At 48.7% G+C, this 20,138-nt stretch carries 12 protein-coding genes, 2 tRNA genes, 3 rRNA genes and 1 other annotated feature; of the genes, 11 read left to right on the top strand and 6 right to left on the bottom strand.

Going from position 1 to position 20,138, the window contains the following annotated elements; all coding sequences use genetic code 11:
- The first annotated feature begins 330 nt into the window (after window positions 1-330).
- Together OK023_RS14255 and tyrA are read left to right on the top strand one after the other, a co-directional pair.
- Entirely contained in the window at window positions 331-1,404 is a 1,074-nt protein-coding gene (locus OK023_RS14255) for a 3-deoxy-7-phosphoheptulonate synthase (protein WP_317693358.1), read from the top strand.
- Between the two features lie 6 nt (window positions 1,405-1,410).
- Entirely contained in the window at window positions 1,411-2,532 is a 1,122-nt protein-coding gene (tyrA, locus tag OK023_RS14250) for a bifunctional chorismate mutase/prephenate dehydrogenase (RefSeq protein WP_317693357.1), read from the top strand.
- 262 nt (window positions 2,533-2,794) lie between these two features.
- On the opposite strand, the gene pheA is transcribed toward tyrA, so the two are convergent.
- The 4 genes from pheA to bamD form a co-directional block, all read right to left on the bottom strand.
- Window positions 2,795-3,952, bottom strand: a complete 1,158-nt coding sequence (gene pheA, locus OK023_RS14245; protein ID WP_317693356.1) for a bifunctional chorismate mutase/prephenate dehydratase — start codon at window positions 3,950-3,952, stop codon at window positions 2,795-2,797.
- A 141-nt stretch (window positions 3,953-4,093) separates the two neighbouring features.
- Window positions 4,094-4,219: a sequence feature (Phe leader region), on the bottom strand.
- Entirely contained in the window at window positions 4,171-4,218 is a 48-nt protein-coding gene (gene pheL, locus OK023_RS14240) for a pheA operon leader peptide PheL (protein ID WP_317697730.1), read from the bottom strand. It overlaps the preceding feature by 48 nt.
- 122 nt (window positions 4,220-4,341) lie before the next feature.
- Entirely contained in the window at window positions 4,342-4,683 is a 342-nt protein-coding gene (gene raiA / locus OK023_RS14235; protein ID WP_317693355.1) for a ribosome-associated translation inhibitor RaiA, read from the bottom strand.
- A 317-nt stretch (window positions 4,684-5,000) separates the two neighbouring features.
- Complete coding sequence (gene bamD / locus OK023_RS14230) at window positions 5,001-5,732, bottom strand: outer membrane protein assembly factor BamD (RefSeq protein WP_317693354.1); 732 nt, start codon at window positions 5,730-5,732, stop codon at window positions 5,001-5,003.
- 131 nt (window positions 5,733-5,863) lie between these two features.
- Between bamD and rluD the strand changes: the two genes are divergently transcribed.
- The 9 genes from rluD (at window position 5,864) to OK023_RS14185 (ending at window position 17,841) form a co-directional block, all read left to right on the top strand.
- Window positions 5,864-6,838: a 23S rRNA pseudouridine(1911/1915/1917) synthase RluD gene (gene rluD / locus OK023_RS14225; protein WP_317693353.1), complete on the top strand. Its 975-nt coding sequence runs from the start codon at window positions 5,864-5,866 to the stop codon at window positions 6,836-6,838.
- 2 nt (window positions 6,839-6,840) lie between these two features.
- The gene (yfiH, locus tag OK023_RS14220; protein ID WP_317693352.1) at window positions 6,841-7,572 is read left to right on the top strand and encodes a purine nucleoside phosphorylase YfiH; all 732 of its coding nucleotides are present in this window, start codon (window positions 6,841-6,843) and stop codon (window positions 7,570-7,572) included.
- Between the two features lie 130 nt (window positions 7,573-7,702).
- Window positions 7,703-10,276 carry an ATP-dependent chaperone ClpB gene (clpB, locus tag OK023_RS14215; RefSeq protein WP_317693351.1) on the top strand — a complete coding sequence of 858 codons (2,574 nt, stop codon included), beginning with the start codon at window positions 7,703-7,705 and terminating at the stop codon, window positions 10,274-10,276.
- Window positions 10,277-10,842: 566 nt separating this feature from the next.
- Window positions 10,843-12,384: ribosomal RNA gene (locus OK023_RS14210) — 16S ribosomal RNA — on the top strand.
- A gap of 205 nt (window positions 12,385-12,589) precedes the next feature.
- Window positions 12,590-12,665: transfer RNA gene (locus tag OK023_RS14205), tRNA-Glu, on the top strand.
- A gap of 218 nt (window positions 12,666-12,883) precedes the next feature.
- Window positions 12,884-15,793, top strand: a 23S ribosomal RNA gene (locus tag OK023_RS14200).
- A 118-nt stretch (window positions 15,794-15,911) separates the two neighbouring features.
- Window positions 15,912-16,027: ribosomal RNA gene (gene rrf, locus OK023_RS14195) — 5S ribosomal RNA — on the top strand.
- The 16S, 23S and 5S rRNA genes sit together here with 2 tRNA genes alongside, the layout of an rRNA operon.
- Window positions 16,028-16,121: 94 nt before the next feature.
- A tRNA-Asp gene (locus tag OK023_RS14190) sits at window positions 16,122-16,198 on the top strand.
- Window positions 16,199-17,046: 848 nt separating this feature from the next.
- Window positions 17,047-17,841: an endonuclease/exonuclease/phosphatase family protein gene (locus tag OK023_RS14185; RefSeq protein ID WP_317693350.1), complete on the top strand. Its 795-nt coding sequence runs from the start codon at window positions 17,047-17,049 to the stop codon at window positions 17,839-17,841.
- A 58-nt stretch (window positions 17,842-17,899) separates the two neighbouring features.
- On the opposite strand, the gene mltD is transcribed toward OK023_RS14185, so the two are convergent.
- Together mltD and gloB are read right to left on the bottom strand one after the other, a co-directional pair.
- Window positions 17,900-19,288 (bottom strand): murein transglycosylase D, encoded by a 1,389-nt coding sequence (gene mltD, locus OK023_RS14180; protein WP_317693349.1) that lies wholly within the window; start codon window positions 19,286-19,288, stop codon window positions 17,900-17,902.
- Window positions 19,289-19,359: 71 nt separating this feature from the next.
- The gene (gloB, locus tag OK023_RS14175) at window positions 19,360-20,115 is read right to left on the bottom strand and encodes a hydroxyacylglutathione hydrolase (RefSeq protein ID WP_317693348.1); all 756 of its coding nucleotides are present in this window, start codon (window positions 20,113-20,115) and stop codon (window positions 19,360-19,362) included.
- Window positions 20,116-20,138 lie beyond the last annotated feature (23 nt).

Here is a 20,138-nt window from a genome sequence, read left to right as displayed (position 1 = left end):
GAAGCTCTCAGGTAAGGGACTTTACCTTGAAGCCAGAATTTTATCCGCTGTAATGGCTTTTAACTCTCATTGATAATATGTTTGTATCAAAAGGTTTACAAAAAACAATGAGGCTTTCAACGAGCCATTGGTAAGCCAATTTATTTTTTATTAATTAAATCATTGTATTGTTATAATTCAACTATCCGGTTGTCATTTTTATTTAAATAGTAATTTTTTATTTACAAAGAATGGATTTAAAAATTTACAATATATGGTAGTGTATTAATCTACAACACTCAATGTTCTAACAACGCTCACGCATAACAGCTAAAGACAGGAAGCAGCATCATGCAAAAAGACGTGCTCAACAACGTACATATCAGTGCAGAACAGGTTCTGATCACTCCGGAAGAGCTAAAGCAACAGTTTCCGTTAAGTATTCGCGATGAAAGTGAAATTGCGGCTGCCCGTCAAACAATTGCCAATATTCTCAAAGGGCAAGATCATCGCCTGCTGGTGGTTTGTGGGCCGTGTTCGATTCATGACCCTGATGCTGCGCTAGATTACGCACGTCGTCTGAAGACGTTGTCGGATGAATTGAGTGATCAGCTGTATATCGTTATGCGTGTCTATTTTGAAAAGCCAAGAACGACTGTGGGTTGGAAAGGGCTGATCAACGATCCTTATATGGACGGTTCGTTTGATGTCGAGGCCGGTTTACACATTGCACGCCGCTTACTGTTGGATCTGGTTGGTATGGGATTACCGCTGGCGACTGAAGCATTGGATCCTAACAGCCCTCAATATCTGGGCGATCTGTTCAGTTGGTCTGCGATCGGGGCCCGTACAACAGAATCTCAAACGCACCGCGAAATGGCTTCAGGCCTCTCAATGCCAGTAGGTTTCAAGAATGGTACCGATGGTAGCCTTGGAACTGCGATTAATGCTATGCGTGCCGCGTCAATGTCGCATCGTTTTGTCGGTATTAACCAGTCTGGGCAGGTTTGCCTGTTGCAAACCCAGGGTAATCCAGATGGGCATGTGATCCTCCGCGGAGGAAAGACACCGAACTACAGTGTAGAACACGTTGCGGCGTGTGAAAAACAGATGCAGGCAGCAGGACTTCATCCTTCCTTGATGATAGATTGCAGCCATGGTAACTCTAATAAAGATTATCGTCGTCAGCCTGCTGTTGCTGAATCTGTGGTAGAGCAGATTAAGGCAGGTAACCGTTCGATCACAGGTATCATGCTGGAGAGCCATCTGAATGAGGGTAGCCAGTCTTCTGAGCAGCCCCGTGCAGAGATGCGTTACGGCGTTTCTGTGACGGATGCCTGTATCAACTGGGAAAGCACAGAGACTCTGTTGCGCCAAATGCACCAGGAACTTGGTGCGGCGCTGATGGCACGCACTGGAGAGTAGTAAGCTATGGTGGCTGAACTGACCGCACTACGCGATCAAATTGATGAAGTAGATAAAGCTCTATTAGCATTATTGGCAAAGCGCTTGGCATTGGTGGCAGAGGTAGGAGAAGTCAAAAGCCACTATGGGTTGCCGGTCTATGTTCCTGAACGAGAGGCTGCAATGCTGGCCTCTCGTCGCAAAGAAGCTGAAGGCCTTGGTGTTTCGCCAGATTTGATCGAAGACGTGCTGCGACGCGTAATGCGCGAGTCATATACCAGCGAGAATGACAAAGGTTTTAAGACGTTGTGTCCGCAACTGCGTCCTGTGGTTATTATTGGTGGTAAAGGGCAGATGGGGCGGCTATTCAATCGGTTGCTGACGCTTTCTGGTTACCAGGTAAAGGTACTTGATCAGGAAGACTGGCCACAGGCTGATGAGTTACTCGCAGATGCTGGTATGGTGATTGTTAGTGTCCCCATACATGTTACAGAACAGGTGATAAACCAACTGCCGACTCTGCCGGAGGACTGCATTTTGGTCGATCTGGCTTCGGTAAAAAATCGTCCATTGCAGGCGATGTTGGCAAGGCATGGTGGCCCGGTACTTGGGTTGCACCCTATGTTTGGTCCTGATGTTGGTAGCGTTGCCAAACAGGTCGTCGTGTATTGTGATGGTCGCCAGCCTGAAGCCTATCGGTGGTTACTAGAACAATTGCAAGTGTGGGGCGCGCGGTTGCATCGCATCAGCGCTGTTGAACACGATCAGAATATGGCCTTTATTCAAGCGTTACGTCACTTTGCCACTTTTGCCTATGGTTTGCATCTGGCGGAAGAAAATGTGCAGTTGGAACAATTGCTGACACTGTCTTCACCGATTTACCGGCTGGAACTGGCAATGGTAGGCCGCTTATTTGCTCAGGATCCGCAGTTATACGCGGATATCATTATGTCCTCTGATGAAAATATTCGCCTGATAAAACGTTATTATCAACGTTTTGGTGAGGCGATCAAACTGCTGGAACAGGGCGATAAACAGGCATTTATCCAAAGTTTCCAGAAGGTTGAACACTGGTTCGGTGATTACGCTCAGCGTTTCCTCGTTGAAAGCCGTTCATTGCTGTTGCAAGCGAACGACAGCCGCCAATAACGCACCAGTATGGAATCTTGAGCGTCGTTGATGCCAGGTGATCACAGTTAATTAAAGAGTCTAGGCTGTGTGTGGTGCCGTCGCAGCCCCTACGGGCTGATGCCATTGGCGTGCATTGCTGCGTTGTTCCCAGCTTATTGGGTCCACCCAACCTCGCGGCTCACGCCTTGCTCTGCGCGCAAATGACCGCCAGCGGCGCTCGCGTACAGTTAAGGGACACAGCCTAGTATTGGGTTCGACAATGTCGAACCCTTTTTACTTGCTAAGACGGATCAACGGGTACAACGTTTTCGCTTGGATAACATCCCAAAACTTTCAGTGAACGGGTGATGGGAGCTAAACCTTTAAGCGCCTTCGTCATCGCATCAGAACGCAGGTTAGCTTGGACATCGATGTAAAACATCTCCTCCCACGGGTTGCCATTGATCGGGCGTGACTCCAGTTTGGTCATGATAATGCCATTGTCACGCAGCACTAATAATGCTTCAACCAGGGCACCTGATTGCTGACCAGTTGCCATAATCAATGTGGTTTTGGCTGGAACCTGTTCGGAAACGTCAATGGCTTTGCGTGCCAGTATGATGAAGCGGGTAATGTTCTGCTGCTGATTAGCCAGATTGTGTTCCAAAACCTGTAGGTTGTATAACGCGCCACCGGCCTCGCTGCCTAATGCTGCCGCTTTTGGCGATTTTAATTCGGCGACTTTCTCCATTGCGGCTGCGGTACTTTCGCAATACTCAATTTTCCAATGTGGGTAACGATTAATGAATTGACTGCATTGCTGGAAAGGTTGCGGATGACTGTAGACAACGTCGATCTGGCTCAGATCTGTTGCACCTGTTACCAACACACAGTGATCGATTGGCAGAGTAAGCTCACCTACGATCGAAAGACTGGTATGTTGTAACAGGTCATACACATCATTAATTGAGCCTGAGCTTGTGTTTTCGATAGGTAAAATAGCGTAATCCGCCTGACCCGTTTCAACTTGAGTGAAGATGTCCTGGAATTTCTGGCAACCACATTCGATTAACTGATCGAAGTGACGAGCGGCGTATTGGCGTGCTGCTAGATGAGAGTAAGAACCTTTTGGCCCAAGGAAAGCGATGCGAGCAGAATGTTGGCTAATGCTATTAAGTTGATGCTGTAGCAGGGCCTGCTGGGTGAGAACGGAATCTTCTATAATCAGTTGGAATAGGCGAGTGATGTAAAATCCATCGAGATCATAAGGTTTTGCTGCGGTGATCAGTGCGTTCAGTAGATCACGCTCACGCTCTTTATCGCGGATCGGACGGTGTGAATGGAGTTTGGTTTTACCCACTTCCACCGCTAGTTCACGGCGTTCAGCCAGTAGGGCCAACAATTTCATATCTAGTGTGCTGATGCGTTCGCGTAGCACGAGTAACGGGTTATCAGTCATAATCAGCTTTGCCTTGTATTTTTATATTCCATCGTCTTTCAAGCTGCAGCGTTGTTACATCAGACAATTAACTCACTTATTTTCGAGAGTTGGCCGTTAGGCTGCGACGTGAAGTCTATAGGGTAATGTTGTCAAATGGTCATAAAAAAAGCCTCCTGTTCCGGGAGGCTTTAGTGTTCGTCTTCGCATTCTTTATCACACGACGAAACGCCTCCCAGTCAGGGGAAGGTAAAAAAGAATGCGAAGAAGAACGGTTTGTGGCTCATAACTGTCCAAAAATGGGTTAACCAAGCTTTAAAGTAACCGCCGGCTTTTCTTTCTGTCAATAAAAACTGCCAACATTAAACGCGCCGAAGGGCGCGTTTAATGCAAAACAATCGGATACTGGGTTATTCCTCTTCGGGTATCACTTCTGGAGCCATGTCTTTCACACTGGCATATGCGCGGCGTGCTTCACTTTTATGCTGTACTTTGTTCAACTGCCGTTCAAGCTTGGCGATTAATTCATTAACAGCAGCGTACAGGTCTTCATGTTTTGCGTTAGCGATCAGTGGGCCGTTAGGTGTGGTAATGGTTGCGTCTGCAGAAAACCCTTTAGGCTCTTTAGATAAAACAATGTGTGGGTTAATCAGTTGTGCCTGCCATTTATCCAGTTTGGTGAGACGGTCTTCGACGTGGCTACGGATTGCGGGGGTAATATCCATTTGTTTGCTGGTAATGTTGATTGTCATATAACCTACCTCTCTCAGTCTTTCCGTCTTGTATAGATTTAGCATACCCCGCTTTTGGCTGAAATGCGTGAGAGAAATGACTTATTTTTTTCACTTTTTGTATGGTTAACTTAATCTGTGATTTAACATCTGAAACTTTCATCTAACGCTTGAGTCTATGCAGTAAATCGCGCATTATCGTTAGGTTAACGAGAGGGTTAATTCTCACTAACGCCGTGTTTTTTATTGTGCATTTATTCAAGCACCATTGAGTTTACGGCAAATGAAAACGGCAGCTTGAGCTGCCGTTTTGTATTGTACATCGTGTCATACACTGCTTAAGACGGGTTAGCTGCGATAATTTTCGCTACTTTGTCGGCTTGAGCATTCAATTGTAGTTGCCGATAGGCGTTTTCCATCAGCGGAAGTGCATCGCGGGTTGCTTTAGTATCCGGGAATTCTCGCATCATCTGCTCAACACGATTAACGACCGCGACGTAGGCACCACGTTTAGTGTAGTATTCCACCACTGAAAGCTCATACTTCGACAAACGGTCCTTCAGAAATACCAGACGTTTGTAAGCATCAGTCGCATACTGGCTGTTCGGATACTGCTGAATCAACTGACTGAAGTCGCGGAATGCTGAACGAGCAAATTGCGGGTCCCGGTCAGAACGGTCAACTCCAAAGAAGCCCTGCAACGCGCTATCATCCAGTGCCATATCCGTCAGACCACGCATGTACAGGACGTAATCGATGTTCGGATGTGTTGGATTCAAGCGCATAAAGCGATCGATAGAGGCTTGCGCCAGCGGTAAATCGGCAGATTTATAGTAGGCATAAATCAGATCCAACTGGACCTGTTGAGAGTACGGCCCAAATGGATAGCGGTTATCTAACGCTTCAAGTTGCGTAATCGCGCCCTTAAAGTTACCGTCCTGCAGTTTTTGCTGTGCAGTAGCGTAGATTTCCGCAGGCGGGCTGTCGGGAACTACATCTTTGGATGTGGAGCAACCTGCCAGCGCCAGGCTCAATGTGGCTGCCGCCACCAGATATTTCATACGCGTCATGACGTTTTGATTATCCTCAGGGTGTTATTTCAGGAGACTGTCCGTTAAGCTCCCGACAAAAGACCATTTACAATAACACAATATATTAAACGGCATCGCCGTGAAACCCAACGTTAACGAAGAAGCTGCATATGGCACAACAATTACAACTCACCGCAACGGTGGCCGAAACTCAACTCGGACAACGTTTAGATCAAGCTTTGGCCGAATTGTTCCCTGATTATTCACGATCGCGTATAAAAGATTGGATCCTTGAAGATCGGGTTCTGGTCAATGGCAGAACGGTAAACAAGCCGAAAGAGAAGGTGCTAGGGGGAGAAACAGTCGCCATTGATGCCCTGATAGAAGAAGAGGACCGTTGGGAAGCTCAGGATATTGCACTGGATATCGTCTATGAAGATGCCGATATTATGGTGATCAACAAACCTCGTGATCTGGTTGTACACCCAGGGGCAGGTAACCCAGATGGCACAGTATTGAATGCATTATTACACCACTTCCCGGCTATTGCTGATGTGCCGCGTGCAGGTATAGTCCATCGTCTGGATAAAGATACTACCGGCCTTATGGTGGTAGCAAAAACCGTTCCAGCTCAAACCAGACTAGTAGAAGCGCTCCAGGCACGTGATATTACCCGTGAATATGAAGCTGTGGCGATCGGTACAATGACAGCTGGCGGTACAGTAGAAGAACCGATAGCGCGCCACTCTACCAAGCGAACTCATATGGCTGTGCACCCGATGGGCAAACCTGCGGTTACCCATTACCGTATCATGGAACATTTCCGCGCACACACTCGCTTGCGTCTACGTCTGGAGACCGGCCGTACGCACCAGATCCGCGTACATATGGCACACATTAATCATCCATTGGTAGGAGATCCACTCTATGGTGGCCGCCCACGCCCACCGAAGGGCGCTTCTGATGCGTTTATCAATACGTTGCGCGGTTTTGATCGTCAGGCTCTGCACGCTACCATGTTGCGCCTTTATCATCCTATCAGTGGCATTCAGATGGAATGGCATGCGCCATTGCCGCAGGATATGGTTAAACTGATTGATGCGCTAAAAGCGGATACTGAAGAATTCAAAGATCAAATGGATTAGTAATGAACGCGCTTATTCTACCTGATTGGCCGCTGCCTGCGGGAATTAAAGCCTATAGCACCACTCGTCATGGCGGCGTCAGTTTGCCACCTTACGATTCGTTTAACCTAGGAGCTCATGTGGGTGACGATGCACAAGCTGTCGAGCGTAATCGTCAATTGCTGGTAGAAAAAGCGGGTTTGCCAAAGATGCCGGTCTGGCTTGAGCAAGTGCATGGCACAAAGGTTCTGACTCTAGATGGGCAAATCCCCACAGATTTGCGGGCCGATGCGGTTTATACTAATGTTTCGGGGCTAGTCTGTGCAGTAATGACTGCTGATTGTTTACCCGTATTGTTTGCTTCACAAACGGGCGATGAAGTCGCAGCCGCTCATGCTGGTTGGCGGGGGTTAAGCAATGGCGTATTGGAAAATACCGTTGCACGTTTTACTGCCGCGCCAGATAAAATAACTGCTTGGCTTGGCCCAGCCATTGGTCCACATCAGTTTGAAGTTGGTGCAGAAGTACGGGATGCCTTTATCATTGCAGACACTACTGCTGATGATGCGTTTATTCCTCATGGCGAAAAGTTTCTCTCAGATATCTATCTTTTGGCACGTCAGCGTTTGCAGCGGGCAGGTATTTCCGCCATTTATGGCGGAGAACACTGCACTGTGACTCAAATGAGTCATTTTTTCTCCTATCGACGCGATGGATTAACCGGACGTCTGGCAAGTTTGATCTGGGTGATATAACCTACTGCCTTAGGACGATCCACAGATGCATGACGTGGTACTTATAATATAGTGTCGAGATAACCTTGAAAATTTGAGGGATGACCTCATTTAATCTCCAGTAGCAATTTTGACCTATATCGGAGGTGTTATGCGTCTGGATCGTCTTACTAACAAATTCCAGCTTGCCCTCGCCGATGCCCAATCCTCAGCCCTTGGGCGCGACAACCAATTTATTGAACCGTTACATCTGATGAGCGCTTTGCTCAATCAGGAAGGGGGTACGGTTCGTCCATTACTGACATCCGCCGGGATCGACGCTACGCGTGTTCGCACAGATATCGAGCAGGCACTGGCTCGTCTACCGCAAGTTGAAGGCACTGGTGGTGATGTTCAACCTTCCCATGAACTGGTTCGTGTACTCAATCTGTGCGACAAGCTGGCGCAAAAGCGCGCGGATAAGTTTATTTCTTCCGAACTGTTTGTGCTGGCGGTGCTTGAAGATCGCGGTAGCTTGACCGACCTGTTGAAAGCGGCGGGTGCATCGGCAGAAAAAGTCTCCAAGGCCATTGAACAAATGCGGGGTGGTGAAAACGTGGATGATCAAGGTGCTGAAGATCAGCGTCAGGCATTGAAAAAATACACTATCGACCTTACCGAGCGTGCCGAACAGGGCAAACTCGATCCGGTGATTGGCCGTGATGAAGAGATCCGTCGAACCATTCAGGTACTGCAACGTCGGACCAAAAACAACCCGGTACTGATTGGTGAGCCAGGGGTCGGTAAGACCGCCATTGTTGAAGGTTTGGCACAACGCATTATTAATGGTGAAGTGCCCGAAGGGCTGAAACATAAGCGAGTTCTTTCCCTTGATATGGGCGCGTTGATTGCTGGAGCAAAATATCGTGGGGAGTTTGAAGAACGTTTAAAAGGGGTACTGAACGACCTCTCCAAACAGGAAGGCAGTGTCATTCTGTTCATTGATGAGTTGCACACCATGGTAGGTGCCGGTAAAGCTGACGGAGCGATGGATGCCGGCAACATGCTCAAACCAGCGCTTGCACGTGGTGAGCTGCACTGCGTCGGCGCGACCACACTAAACGAATATCGTCAGTATATAGAGAAGGATGCTGCGTTAGAGCGCCGTTTCCAGAAAGTCTACGTAGCGGAACCGAGCGTTGAAGATACCATTGCTATTTTACGTGGCTTGAAAGAACGCTATGAACTGCATCACCATGTGCAGATTACTGACCCGGCGATTGTGGCTGCGGCGACTCTCTCGCACCGTTATATTTCTGACCGCCAACTGCCTGATAAAGCTATCGACCTGATCGATGAAGCGGCATCTAGTATCCGCATGCAGATGGATTCAAAACCAGAGTCTCTTGATCGTCTGGAACGCCGTATCATTCAGTTGAAGCTGGAGCAACAGGCTCTAAATAAAGAATCGGATGACGCCAGTAAAAAACGTTTAGAAATGCTGAGCGACGAATTAGATCAGAAAGAGCGGGAATATTCGGAGCTGGAAGAAGAATGGAAAGCAGAGAAAGCCTCTCTTTCCGGCACTCAGAATATCAAAGCTGAGCTTGAGCAGGCCAAGATCACGCTTGAACAGGCACGCCGTGTGGGTGACCTTGGGCGTATGTCTGAACTTCAGTATGGCAAAATCCCTGAGTTGGAAAAACAGCTTGCTGCGGCAACGCAGGCTGAAGGCAAAACGGTGAAGTTGTTGCGTAACCGTGTTACCGATGCCGAGATTGCAGAAGTGTTGGCGAAAGCGACCGGCATACCTGTTGCCAGAATGCTGGAAGGCGAGCGTGATAAACTGTTACGCCTGGAGCAGGAACTACATTCACGCGTGATTGGCCAAAATGAGGCAGTCAATGCGGTGTCTAACGCTATTCGTCGCAGCCGTGCTGGTCTTTCAGATCCTAATCGCCCGATCGGTTCCTTCTTGTTCCTTGGCCCTACCGGGGTAGGAAAAACCGAACTGTGTAAAGCGTTGGCATCGTTCTTGTTCGATAGCGACGATGCTATGGTTCGAATCGACATGTCCGAGTTTATGGAGAAACATTCCGTATCACGCCTAGTGGGAGCACCTCCTGGCTATGTCGGCTATGAAGAAGGGGGATATCTGACAGAAGCTGTTCGCCGCCGCCCTTACTCAGTGATCCTGCTCGATGAAGTGGAAAAAGCACATCCGGATGTATTCAACATTCTATTGCAAGTGTTGGACGATGGGCGTCTTACCGATGGGCAAGGCCGTACCGTTGATTTCCGCAATACAGTGGTGATTATGACCTCTAACCTGGGCTCTGATATGATCCAAGAGCACTTTGGCAAGGTTAACTATGCCCAGATGAAAGAATCGGTCATGGAGATGGTAAGTCATCATTTCCGTCCAGAATTCATCAACCGTATAGATGAAGTAGTGGTTTTCCATCCGCTAGGTCAGAAACACATTGCGCAAATTGCCAAGATCCAATTGGCACGTCTTTATAAACGTCTGGAAGAGCGTGGATATGAAGTTAGTATTACGGAACCTGCGCTGGAGCTGTTGGGTAAGGCTGGTTATGACCCAGTTTATGGGGCGCGGCCATTGAAGCGAGCTATCCAACAGGAAATCGAAAATCCGTTGGCGCAGCAAATCCTGTCCGGCAAGCTAATTCCTGGCAAACCGGTGACGTTGGATGCTGAAAACGATCACATTGTTGCCAAACAATAAACATCGCCGCTGTTTGTAACTATGCAAAGGGGCGTTTTTTAGCGCCCCTCTATATTGTGTCTTTATCCAACTTTGCCCAGTATTTGCTTTCTTCAGGTCCCTAAAGTCTCACTTTACAGCCTATAAAACATCCTTAAATGGTGTTTTTGGTTGTTATTTGCTCATTTGAAACATTTTTTTAAATTAGGGGTTGCGGTGTTTTTAGAACGCCCTATAATGCGCCTCCACTGACCGGGAACAACGACTTCTTTATAGCAAAGCAGGTTGCCCAGGCAGGAAGCAGCAAGCCGGTGAAAACACCACTTCTTAATAAGAAAATGGCTTGACTCTTCAGCGGGAAAGCGTATTATCTGCCTCCCGCGTTACCGTGAAAGTTTCCGGTAACCAACGCTCTTTAACAATTTATCAGACAATCTGTGTGGGCACTCACAAGACGATATCCAGCTGCTTAGGCAGCAAAAAAATATCAAGTCTTGAAGAGTGACCAAGCAGTAATTCATGCGAATGAATTATTACGAAAGTTAATTTTCGAGCATCGCTTCACGAGTTGAAGCAAATCAAGCTTTTAATTGAAGAGTTTGATCATGGCTCAGATTGAACGCTGGCGGCAGGCCTAACACATGCAAGTCGAGCGGTAGCACAGGGGAGCTTGCTCCCTGGGTGACGAGCGGCGGACGGGTGAGTAATGTCTGGGAAACTGCCCGATGGAGGGGGATAACTACTGGAAACGGTGGCTAATACCGCATAACGTCGCAAGACCAAAGTGGGGGACCTTCGGGCCTCACACCATCGGATGTGCCCAGATGGGATTAGCTAGTAGGTGGGGTAATGGCTCACCTAGGCGACGATCCCTAGCTGGTCTGAGAGGATGACCAGCCACACTGGAACTGAGACACGGTCCAGACTCCTACGGGAGGCAGCAGTGGGGAATATTGCACAATGGGCGCAAGCCTGATGCAGCCATGCCGCGTGTGTGAAGAAGGCCTTCGGGTTGTAAAGCACTTTCAGCGAGGAGGAAGGGTTCAGTGTTAATAGCACTGTTCATTGACGTTACTCGCAGAAGAAGCACCGGCTAACTCCGTGCCAGCAGCCGCGGTAATACGGAGGGTGCAAGCGTTAATCGGAATTACTGGGCGTAAAGCGCACGCAGGCGGTTTGTTAAGTCAGATGTGAAATCCCCGAGCTTAACTTGGGAACTGCATTTGAAACTGGCAAGCTAGAGTCTTGTAGAGGGGGGTAGAATTCCAGGTGTAGCGGTGAAATGCGTAGAGATCTGGAGGAATACCGGTGGCGAAGGCGGCCCCCTGGACAAAGACTGACGCTCAGGTGCGAAAGCGTGGGGAGCAAACAGGATTAGATACCCTGGTAGTCCACGCTGTAAACGATGTCGATTTGGAGGTTGTGCCCTTGAGGCGTGGCTTCCGGAGCTAACGCGTTAAATCGACCGCCTGGGGAGTACGGCCGCAAGGTTAAAACTCAAATGAATTGACGGGGGCCCGCACAAGCGGTGGAGCATGTGGTTTAATTCGATGCAACGCGAAGAACCTTACCTACTCTTGACATCCACGGAATTTGCTAGAGATAGCTTAGTGCCTTCGGGAACCGTGAGACAGGTGCTGCATGGCTGTCGTCAGCTCGTGTTGTGAAATGTTGGGTTAAGTCCCGCAACGAGCGCAACCCTTATCCTTTGTTGCCAGCGATTCGGTCGGGAACTCAAAGGAGACTGCCGGTGATAAACCGGAGGAAGGTGGGGATGACGTCAAGTCATCATGGCCCTTACGAGTAGGGCTACACACGTGCTACAATGGCGTATACAAAGAGAAGCGACCTCGCGAGAGCAAGCGGACCTCATAAAGTACGTCGTAGTCCGGATTGGAGTCTGCAACTCGACTCCATGAAGTCGGAATCGCTAGTAATCGTAGATCAGAATGCTACGGTGAATACGTTCCCGGGCCTTGTACACACCGCCCGTCACACCATGGGAGTGGGTTGCAAAAGAAGTAGGTAGCTTAACCTTCGGGAGGGCGCTTACCACTTTGTGATTCATGACTGGGGTGAAGTCGTAACAAGGTAACCGTAGGGGAACCTGCGGTTGGATCACCTCCTTACCTAAAGATATTAGTTGAGTGCAGTGTCCACACAGATTGTCTGATGAAAAGTAATGAGCAAAAAACCTGTGGTATGGGTGGTTAAGTGCTGTGCGGTTTGTGGCTGTCAAGTGCAGTGACAAGTCACAATGGCGCTCGATTTTTCTTGAAAAATCTCACCTTTACCCGAAATTATCGAATCGGTGATTCGATAAGCAAATTTCGGGTCCCCATCGTCTAGAGGCCTAGGACACTGCCCTTTCACGGCTGTAACAGGGGTTCGAATCCCCTTGGGGACGCCAATTCGATAATGAGTGAAAGACATTATCACCGAATATCTTAAAGATGACTTTCGAGTCGTGTTTAAGATATTGCTCTTTAACAATCTGGAACAAGCTGAAAATTGAAACCTGACAGCTGAAACTTATCTCTCCGTAAAAGTATTGAGATAAGGACTAACCTGTCAGAGAGTCTCTCAAATGTTTGCAGCACGAACGATGGAAACATCTTCGGGTTGTGAGGTTAAGTGACTAAGCGTACACGGTGGATGCCTAGGCAGTCAGAGGCGATGAAGGGCGTGCTAATCTGCGATAAGTGTCGGTAAGCTGATATGAAGCGTTACAACCGGCAATACCCGAATGGGGAAACCCAGTGCAATTCGTTGCACTATCCTGTCATGAATACATAGTGGCAGGAGGCGAACCGGGGGAACTGAAACATCTAAGTACCCCGAGGAAAAGAAATCAACCGAGATTCCCCCAGTAGCGGCGAGCGAACGGGGAACAGCCCAGAACCTGAATCAGGGTGTGTGTTAGTGGAAGCGTCTGGAAAGTCGCGCAGTAAAGGGTGATAGCCCCGTACACTAAAATGCACATTCTGTGAGTTCGATGAGTAGGGCGGGACACGTGACATCCTGTCTGAATATGGGGGGACCATCCTCCAAGGCTAAATACTCCTGACTGACCGATAGTGAACCAGTACCGTGAGGGAAAGGCGAAAAGAACCCCGGCGAGGGGAGTGAAATAGAACCTGAAACCGTGTACGTACAAGCAGTGGGAGCCTTCTTAATGGGGGTGACTGCGTACCTTTTGTATAATGGGTCAGCGACTTATATTTTGTAGCAAGGTTAACCGAATAGGGGAGCCGTAGGGAAACCGAGTCTTAACTGGGCGTCTAGTTGCAAGGTATAGACCCGAAACCCGGTGATCTAGCCATGGGCAGGTTGAAGGTTGGGTAACACTAACTGGAGGACCGAACCGACTAATGTTGAAAAATTAGCGGATGACTTGTGGCTGGGGGTGAAAGGCCAATCAAACCGGGAGATAGCTGGTTCTCCCCGAAAGCTATTTAGGTAGCGCCTCGTGAACTCATCTTCGGGGGTAGAGCACTGTTTCGGCTAGGGGGCCATCCCGGCTTACCAACCCGATGCAAACTCCGAATACCGAAGAATGTTATCACGGGAGACACACGGCGGGTGCTAACGTCCGTCGTGAAGAGGGAAACAACCCAGACCGCCAGCTAAGGTCCCAAAGTCATGGTTAAGTGGGAAACGATGTGGGAAGGCACAGACAGCCAGGATGTTGGCTTAGAAGCAGCCATCATTTAAAGAAAGCGTAATAGCTCACTGGTCGAGTCGGCCTGCGCGGAAGATGTAACGGGGCTAAACCATGCACCGAAGCTGCGGCAGCGACGCTTAGGCGTTGTTGGGTAGGGGAGCGTTCTGTAAGCCGTTGAAGGTGGACTGTGAGGTCTGCTGGAGGTATCAGAAGTGCGAATGCTGACATAAGTAACGATAAAGCGGGTGAAAAGCCCGCTCGCCGGAAGACCAAGGGTTCCTGTCCAACGTTAATCGGGGCAGGGTGAGTCGACCCCTAAGGCGAGGCTGAAAAGCGTAGTCGATGGGAAACAGGTTAATATTCCTGTACTCGGTGTTACTGCGAAGGGGGGACGAAGAAGGCTAGGCTAGCCGGGCGACGGTTGTCCCGGTTTAAGCGTGTAGGGGGTGTGACCTGGTAAATCCGGTTGCATATCAACCCTGAGGCGTGATGACGAGTCACTACGGTGGCGAAGTGGTTGATGCCCAGCTTCCAGGAAAAGCCTCTAAGCATCAGGTAACACAGAATCGTACCCCAAACCGACACAGGTGGTCAGGTAGAGAATACTCAGGCGCTTGAGAGAACTCGGGTGAAGGAACTAGGCAAAATGGTGCCGTAACTTCGGGAGAAGGCACGCTGGCACGTAGGTGAAGAGACTTGCTCTCGGAGCTGAAGCCAGTCGCAGATACCAGCTGGCTGCAACTGTTTAATAAAAACACAGCACTGTGCAAACACGAAAGTGGACGTATACGGTGTGACGCCTGCCCGGTGCTGGAAGGTTAATTGATGGGGTTAGCGGCAACGCGAAGCTCTTGATCGAAGCCCCAGTAAACGGCGGCCGTAACTATAACGGTCCTAAGGTAGCGAAATTCCTTGTCGGGTAAGTTCCGACCTGCACGAATGGCGTAATGATGGCCAGGCTGTCTCCACCCGAGACTCAGTGAAATTGAACTCGCTGTGAAGATGCAGTGTACCCGCGGCAAGACGGAAAGACCCCGTGAACCTTTACTATAGCTTGACACTGAACATTGAGCCTTGATGTGTAGGATAGGTGGGAGGCTTTGAAGTGTGGACGCCAGTCTGCATGGAGCCAACCTTGAAATACCACCCTTTAATGTTTGATGTTCTAACTCTGCCCCATAATCTGGGGTGAGGACAGTGTCTGGTGGGTAGTTTGACTGGGGCGGTCTCCTCCCAAAGAGTAACGGAGGAGCACGAAGGTTAGCTAATCACGGTCGGACATCGTGAGGTTAGTGCAAAGGCATAAGCTAGCTTGACTGCGAGAGTGACGGCTCGAGCAGGTACGAAAGTAGGTCTTAGTGATCCGGTGGTTCTGAATGGAAGGGCCATCGCTCAACGGATAAAAGGTACTCCGGGGATAACAGGCTGATACCGCCCAAGAGTTCATATCGACGGCGGTGTTTGGCACCTCGATGTCGGCTCATCACATCCTGGGGCTGAAGTAGGTCCCAAGGGTATGGCTGTTCGCCATTTAAAGTGGTACGCGAGCTGGGTTTAGAACGTCGTGAGACAGTTCGGTCCCTATCTGCCGTGGGCGTTGGAAGATTGAGAGGGGTTGCTCCTAGTACGAGAGGACCGGAGTGAACGCACCACTGGTGTTCGGGTTGTCATGCCAATGGCACTGCCCGGTAGCTAAGTGCGGAAAAGATAAGCGCTGAAAGCATCTAAGCGCGAAACTTGCCTCGAGATGAGTCTTCCCTGGGCCTTTAAGGTCCCTGAAGGAACGTTTAAGACTAAGACGTTGATAGGCTGGGTGTGTAAGTGCAGCGATGCATTGAGCTAACCAGTACTAATGATCCGTGAGGCTTAACCTTACAACACCGAAGGTGTTTTGGATTTGAGAGAAAAGAGTCGGTTTTCAGCGAAAGTTCCGGATTGGTTCTGATGGCTGCACGTGAGAAAGCGTGAGCGGTTGGGATGAAACAGAATTTGCCTGGCGGCAATAGCGCGGTGGTCCCACCTGACCCCATGCCGAACTCAGAAGTGAAACGCCGTAGCGCCGATGGTAGTGTGGGGTCTCCCCATGCGAGAGTAGGACACTGCCAGGCATTAAATAAGCGTTATCAGAGTGACACCTGGTAATAGGCATAGACACGAGCGTGTTTTTGCCAGCATTGAAAAATGCAACGTAAAAGAATCGGTGGAGCGGTAGTTCAGTTGGTTAGAATACCTGCCTGTCACGCAGGGGGTCGCGGGTTCGAGCCCCGTCCGTTCCGCCACTTATTGATAAGCCCTGAGTTTATAACTCAGGGCTTTTTCGCATAAAAAGTACCGTGAACACACAACATGTTGTCATTATCTTTGAGCAATAAGCCAACGGCATCAAAAGTGCTCCTATTACTAAAGTAGGAGTTTATCGGAGTACTGCCAGGGCCAAGATAATGTACTACTATCGGGTGCATGCCACTTCTTCCCCTAGCCCTCCAACGTTTCCTGTCAAGAGGTGGTGTGAAGGGCGCGCAAGCACCACAGTGCAGGCAATATCTGAGTCATATAAGTAAAAAATGGCTGCATTGTTTTCCACTTGCCTCGTGTGGTATATCTAAAGCAGGTGGCATAAGTCCTGCCCCAGACATAGCTATGGTTAAAGTTTGAGTCGCATAGCATGCATCACCCTTCAAGAGTAACTTTTACAGACGTATACGTTTAGCCAATTGAAATTAACTAGGCTGTGTCCCCTTAACTGTCCGTGGTGCCGTCGCTGCCCCAAAAGCCCATTATCAAGGCGGAGGGGGACGGGCAGAGTCGCCCTCTGTTCAAGCCAGACAACACAGAGAATGGGCTTTTGGGGCGTGACCCTACAGGCTGGCGCCATTGGCGTGCATTGCTGCGTTGTTCGCCGCTTGTTGGGTCCACCCAACCTCGAGGCTCACGCCTTGCTTGTGCGCAATGACCGCCAGCGGCGCTCGCGTACAGTTAAGGGGACACAGCCTAATCCCACCGCTATAACAAGATGCGATGAATTCTTTAATTACGATGCCTGTAGAGTCATGTAAGCGTATAATCATTTCATTAGTAGTGATAACACTGCTACCAGTTTTATACTGATGGAAAATAGGCGAATAACATGCCGAAACTAACTTATGCAATGAGGTATGTCGCAGGTCAACCAGTTGAGCGAATTTTTCCTGGAGTTATCAACCAGCCTTTACCATATGGGGTTGCATTACCTGCTTCCAGTGTATTGCGGGTAATGGTATGGAATATTTTCAAACAACAGCGCGCTGACTGGCTTTCGGTGTTGAAAAATTATGGAAAAGATGCGCAACTGGTTTTATTACAAGAGGCGCAGGCCACACCTGAATTAGTCAATTTTGCTACCTCCAACTATCTAGCGGCCGATCAGGTACCTGCTTTTGCATTACCTCAACATCCTTCCGGTGTAATGACGCTTGCAGCTGCACATCCGGTTTATTGTTGCCCGTTACGTGAGCGCGAACCATTGTTGCGTCTGTCCAAGTCTGCGTTAATTACTGTTTACCCACTTTATAATGGCCAACTGTTGATGGTAGTGAACGTCCATGCGGTGAACTTCAGCTTAGGGGTTAATGTTTACAGTAAACAGTTAGGGCCTATAGGGGAGCAACTCGCTAGCCATAAAGGGCCAGTGATTATGGCGGGAGATTTCAACGCTTGGAGCCTTAAGCGCATTAATGCTTTATATCAGTTTGCTGGTGATATGGCGTTGCATGAGGTTAATTTTATCAACGATCATCGTCGAAAAGCGTTTGGTCGCCCGTTAGACTTCATCTTTTACCGTAACCTATGCGTAGCGGAGGCATCGGTGTTGGTGACTAAAGCCTCAGATCACAATCCGCTATTGGTGGAATTCTACCCGGAAATCGATAAGCCGGTTTGGTAAAATAAAACAATAAAAAAGCATCCCGAAGGATGCTTTAGGAGGGCTTTTGTGCCCAAATTTAGCTGTCTGGTGATGCTTTGTTGTTAACAAATAAGGTCAGTTTCAGCCCTGGTTGCAGATGGCTCGCTTTAGCGAGTGCTGAGTTCCAACGTTTTACATCTTTAATATCAACACCATGACGTCGTGCGATACTGGCTAACGAATCACCTTTACGGACTTTATAGGTAATACTGCTGTTAGTTCTGCTATTTTTGGCTACCTTTAGGGTTTGGCCAATCTTAAGCGTACTTTTGGCACGCAAGTTATTCCAGTTTTGCAGATCGCTTGTCTTAACGCTCAACCGCTTAGCTATGCTGGATAACGTATCACCTGAACGAACCTTGTACGCACTTCCGCCAGACAACCCGCTGTTTTTTGCCAATTCCAATTTACTGACCACAGGAACAACAATTTGTCCATCTGCTAGCGAGACTTTCAATTGTTCAGCATGCCCTTTGGGAACCATGATGTAGTGGGGCCCATTCGGAGCTGTTACGCCTTTTTTATAGCCAGGATTGTAAGCTTTCATCTTGGTGACTGAAAGTCCCGCCATTTCAGCCGCTTGAGTGAGTCCAATTTGCTGGCCGACATCAATTCGCGCTAACGCACGGGTTTCGTCAGTTTTCGGTAATTTGACGCCGTACTTTTTGCTGTGCTTGATAATGTCTCTCAATGCCAACATTTTAGGGACATAAATTGACGTTTCACGCGGAAGCGACAATGCCCAAAACTCAGTAGACTTACCTTGACGTTTATTTGCCTTAACCGCTTGCATCACACGGCCTTCGCCACTGTTGTAAGCAGCGACGGTGAGTAACCAGTCGCCATCAAACATGGTGTTCAAACGCTCCAGCATGTCGAGGGCTGCGGTTGTTGAAGCAACGACATCACGTCGCCCGTCATACCACTGATTATTCTTCAAACCATAATTGCGACCCGTTTGAGGCACGATCTGCCATAGCCCTGCGGCATTAGCATGTGACGTGGCATGCGGGTTAAAAGCGCTCTCCACTATGGGTAGCAGTACCAGTTCCATAGGCATCTTACGTTTTTTAATCTGCCCGACAATCCAGTACATGTACGGCTCTGCCCGTAATGTAACATCGTGGAGATAGCTCTTGTTTTGTAAATACTTTCTTTTTTGCTCACGGATCCGGGAATTTTCCGGAACCTCCATCTTCAGCTCGTCGCTAATGAAGCTCCACAGGTCTTTTTGCGCGGCACTACTGGTATTACTCTGCCACTGCATCGAGCTCGCTCGACCATCCGCTGTGTGCTCTCCTGCTTCACTTTCTTGACCTGCCGAAGACAGACTCTGTGCATGCTGCTCTGGAACCTGTGAGCCCTGCTGGACCGACTGGCAACCCACTAGCAAGACTGAGGCGAGAATCATCGCTTTAGTCTTCATATATATGTCAATCTAGTTGCTTAAAAGACGAGCGATCATACTTTGCTTCGTCAAAAAACACAACAAAAAGGTTAGAAGCGATCCTTACGGAGGCGTAACTCAGAAAAAACTGAGTGAAGTGTTTGTGGAGGGGAGTAAACGCCTATTTTTTTTTGTAAATCATGATCATGGCATCGTAAAAAGAGATTTATTTTCCGCTCTAATTGCAAGGTTGTTGGCACACTAGGTATGCCTTTTGCCCGTAATACCTCAACTTGTTGCTGATATGTTTTAATATCTCGATCTTGTGGCAAAACGGCCCGCGCAAACTTAAGGTTTGATAGAGTATATTCGTGTGCGCAACAAATTAAGGTTTCATCGGGAAGTTGTGCGAGTCTTTGAAATGAGAGGTACATTTGTTCTGCGGTACCTTCAAAAAGTCTGCCGCAGCCTGCAGAAAAAAGGGTATCCCCGCAGAAAAGATAAGGTGCACTGTAGAATGCAACGTGTCCTAGGGTATGTCCGGGAACCGCGATTGTTATGAATTGGCGTCCATTAATCTCTATAACATCGCCATCGTTGACCTGATGATTCGCACCTTTTTTGCCCGTTTCTTGTGGTCCATATACTGGCAAATTTGGGTATTGAGCAATAATCTCTGGTACGCCATCAACATGATCGTTGTGATGATGGGTTAACAATATCGCATCAGGGATCAAATGCTGGCGAGATAGTGCTTCCAAAACGGGGCCAGATTCTCCGGGATCGACGATGACACAGTGTCCTTGCTGGTTATCTAATAGCCAAATGTAATTGTCCTGGAAAGCAGGAATGCTGATAAGATTCATAGTAAACCTCTCGTTTGCAACGG

The organism is Serratia sp. UGAL515B_01, from assembly GCF_033095805.1.
In the GTDB taxonomy this organism is placed as follows: domain Bacteria; phylum Pseudomonadota; class Gammaproteobacteria; order Enterobacterales; family Enterobacteriaceae; genus Chania.
This window is presented reverse-complemented; position numbering and strand designations above follow the sequence as displayed.

Coding starts and splice junctions, on each gene's coding strand:
- OK023_RS14255 (WP_317693358.1), top strand. CDS start 331: ATGCAAAAAGACGTGCTCAACAACGTACATATCAGTGCAGAACAGGTT.
- tyrA (WP_317693357.1), top strand. CDS start 1,411: ATGGTGGCTGAACTGACCGCACTACGCGATCAAATTGATGAAGTAGAT.
- pheA (WP_317693356.1), bottom strand. CDS start 3,952: ATGACTGATAACCCGTTACTCGTGCTACGCGAACGCATCAGCACACTA.
- raiA (WP_317693355.1), bottom strand. CDS start 4,683: ATGACAATCAACATTACCAGCAAACAAATGGATATTACCCCCGCAATC.
- bamD (WP_317693354.1), bottom strand. CDS start 5,732: ATGACGCGTATGAAATATCTGGTGGCGGCAGCCACATTGAGCCTGGCG.
- rluD (WP_317693353.1), top strand. CDS start 5,864: ATGGCACAACAATTACAACTCACCGCAACGGTGGCCGAAACTCAACTC.
- yfiH (WP_317693352.1), top strand. CDS start 6,841: ATGAACGCGCTTATTCTACCTGATTGGCCGCTGCCTGCGGGAATTAAA.
- clpB (WP_317693351.1), top strand. CDS start 7,703: ATGCGTCTGGATCGTCTTACTAACAAATTCCAGCTTGCCCTCGCCGAT.
- OK023_RS14185 (WP_317693350.1), top strand. CDS start 17,047: ATGCCGAAACTAACTTATGCAATGAGGTATGTCGCAGGTCAACCAGTT.
- mltD (WP_317693349.1), bottom strand. CDS start 19,288: ATGAAGACTAAAGCGATGATTCTCGCCTCAGTCTTGCTAGTGGGTTGC.
- gloB (WP_317693348.1), bottom strand. CDS start 20,115: ATGAATCTTATCAGCATTCCTGCTTTCCAGGACAATTACATTTGGCTA.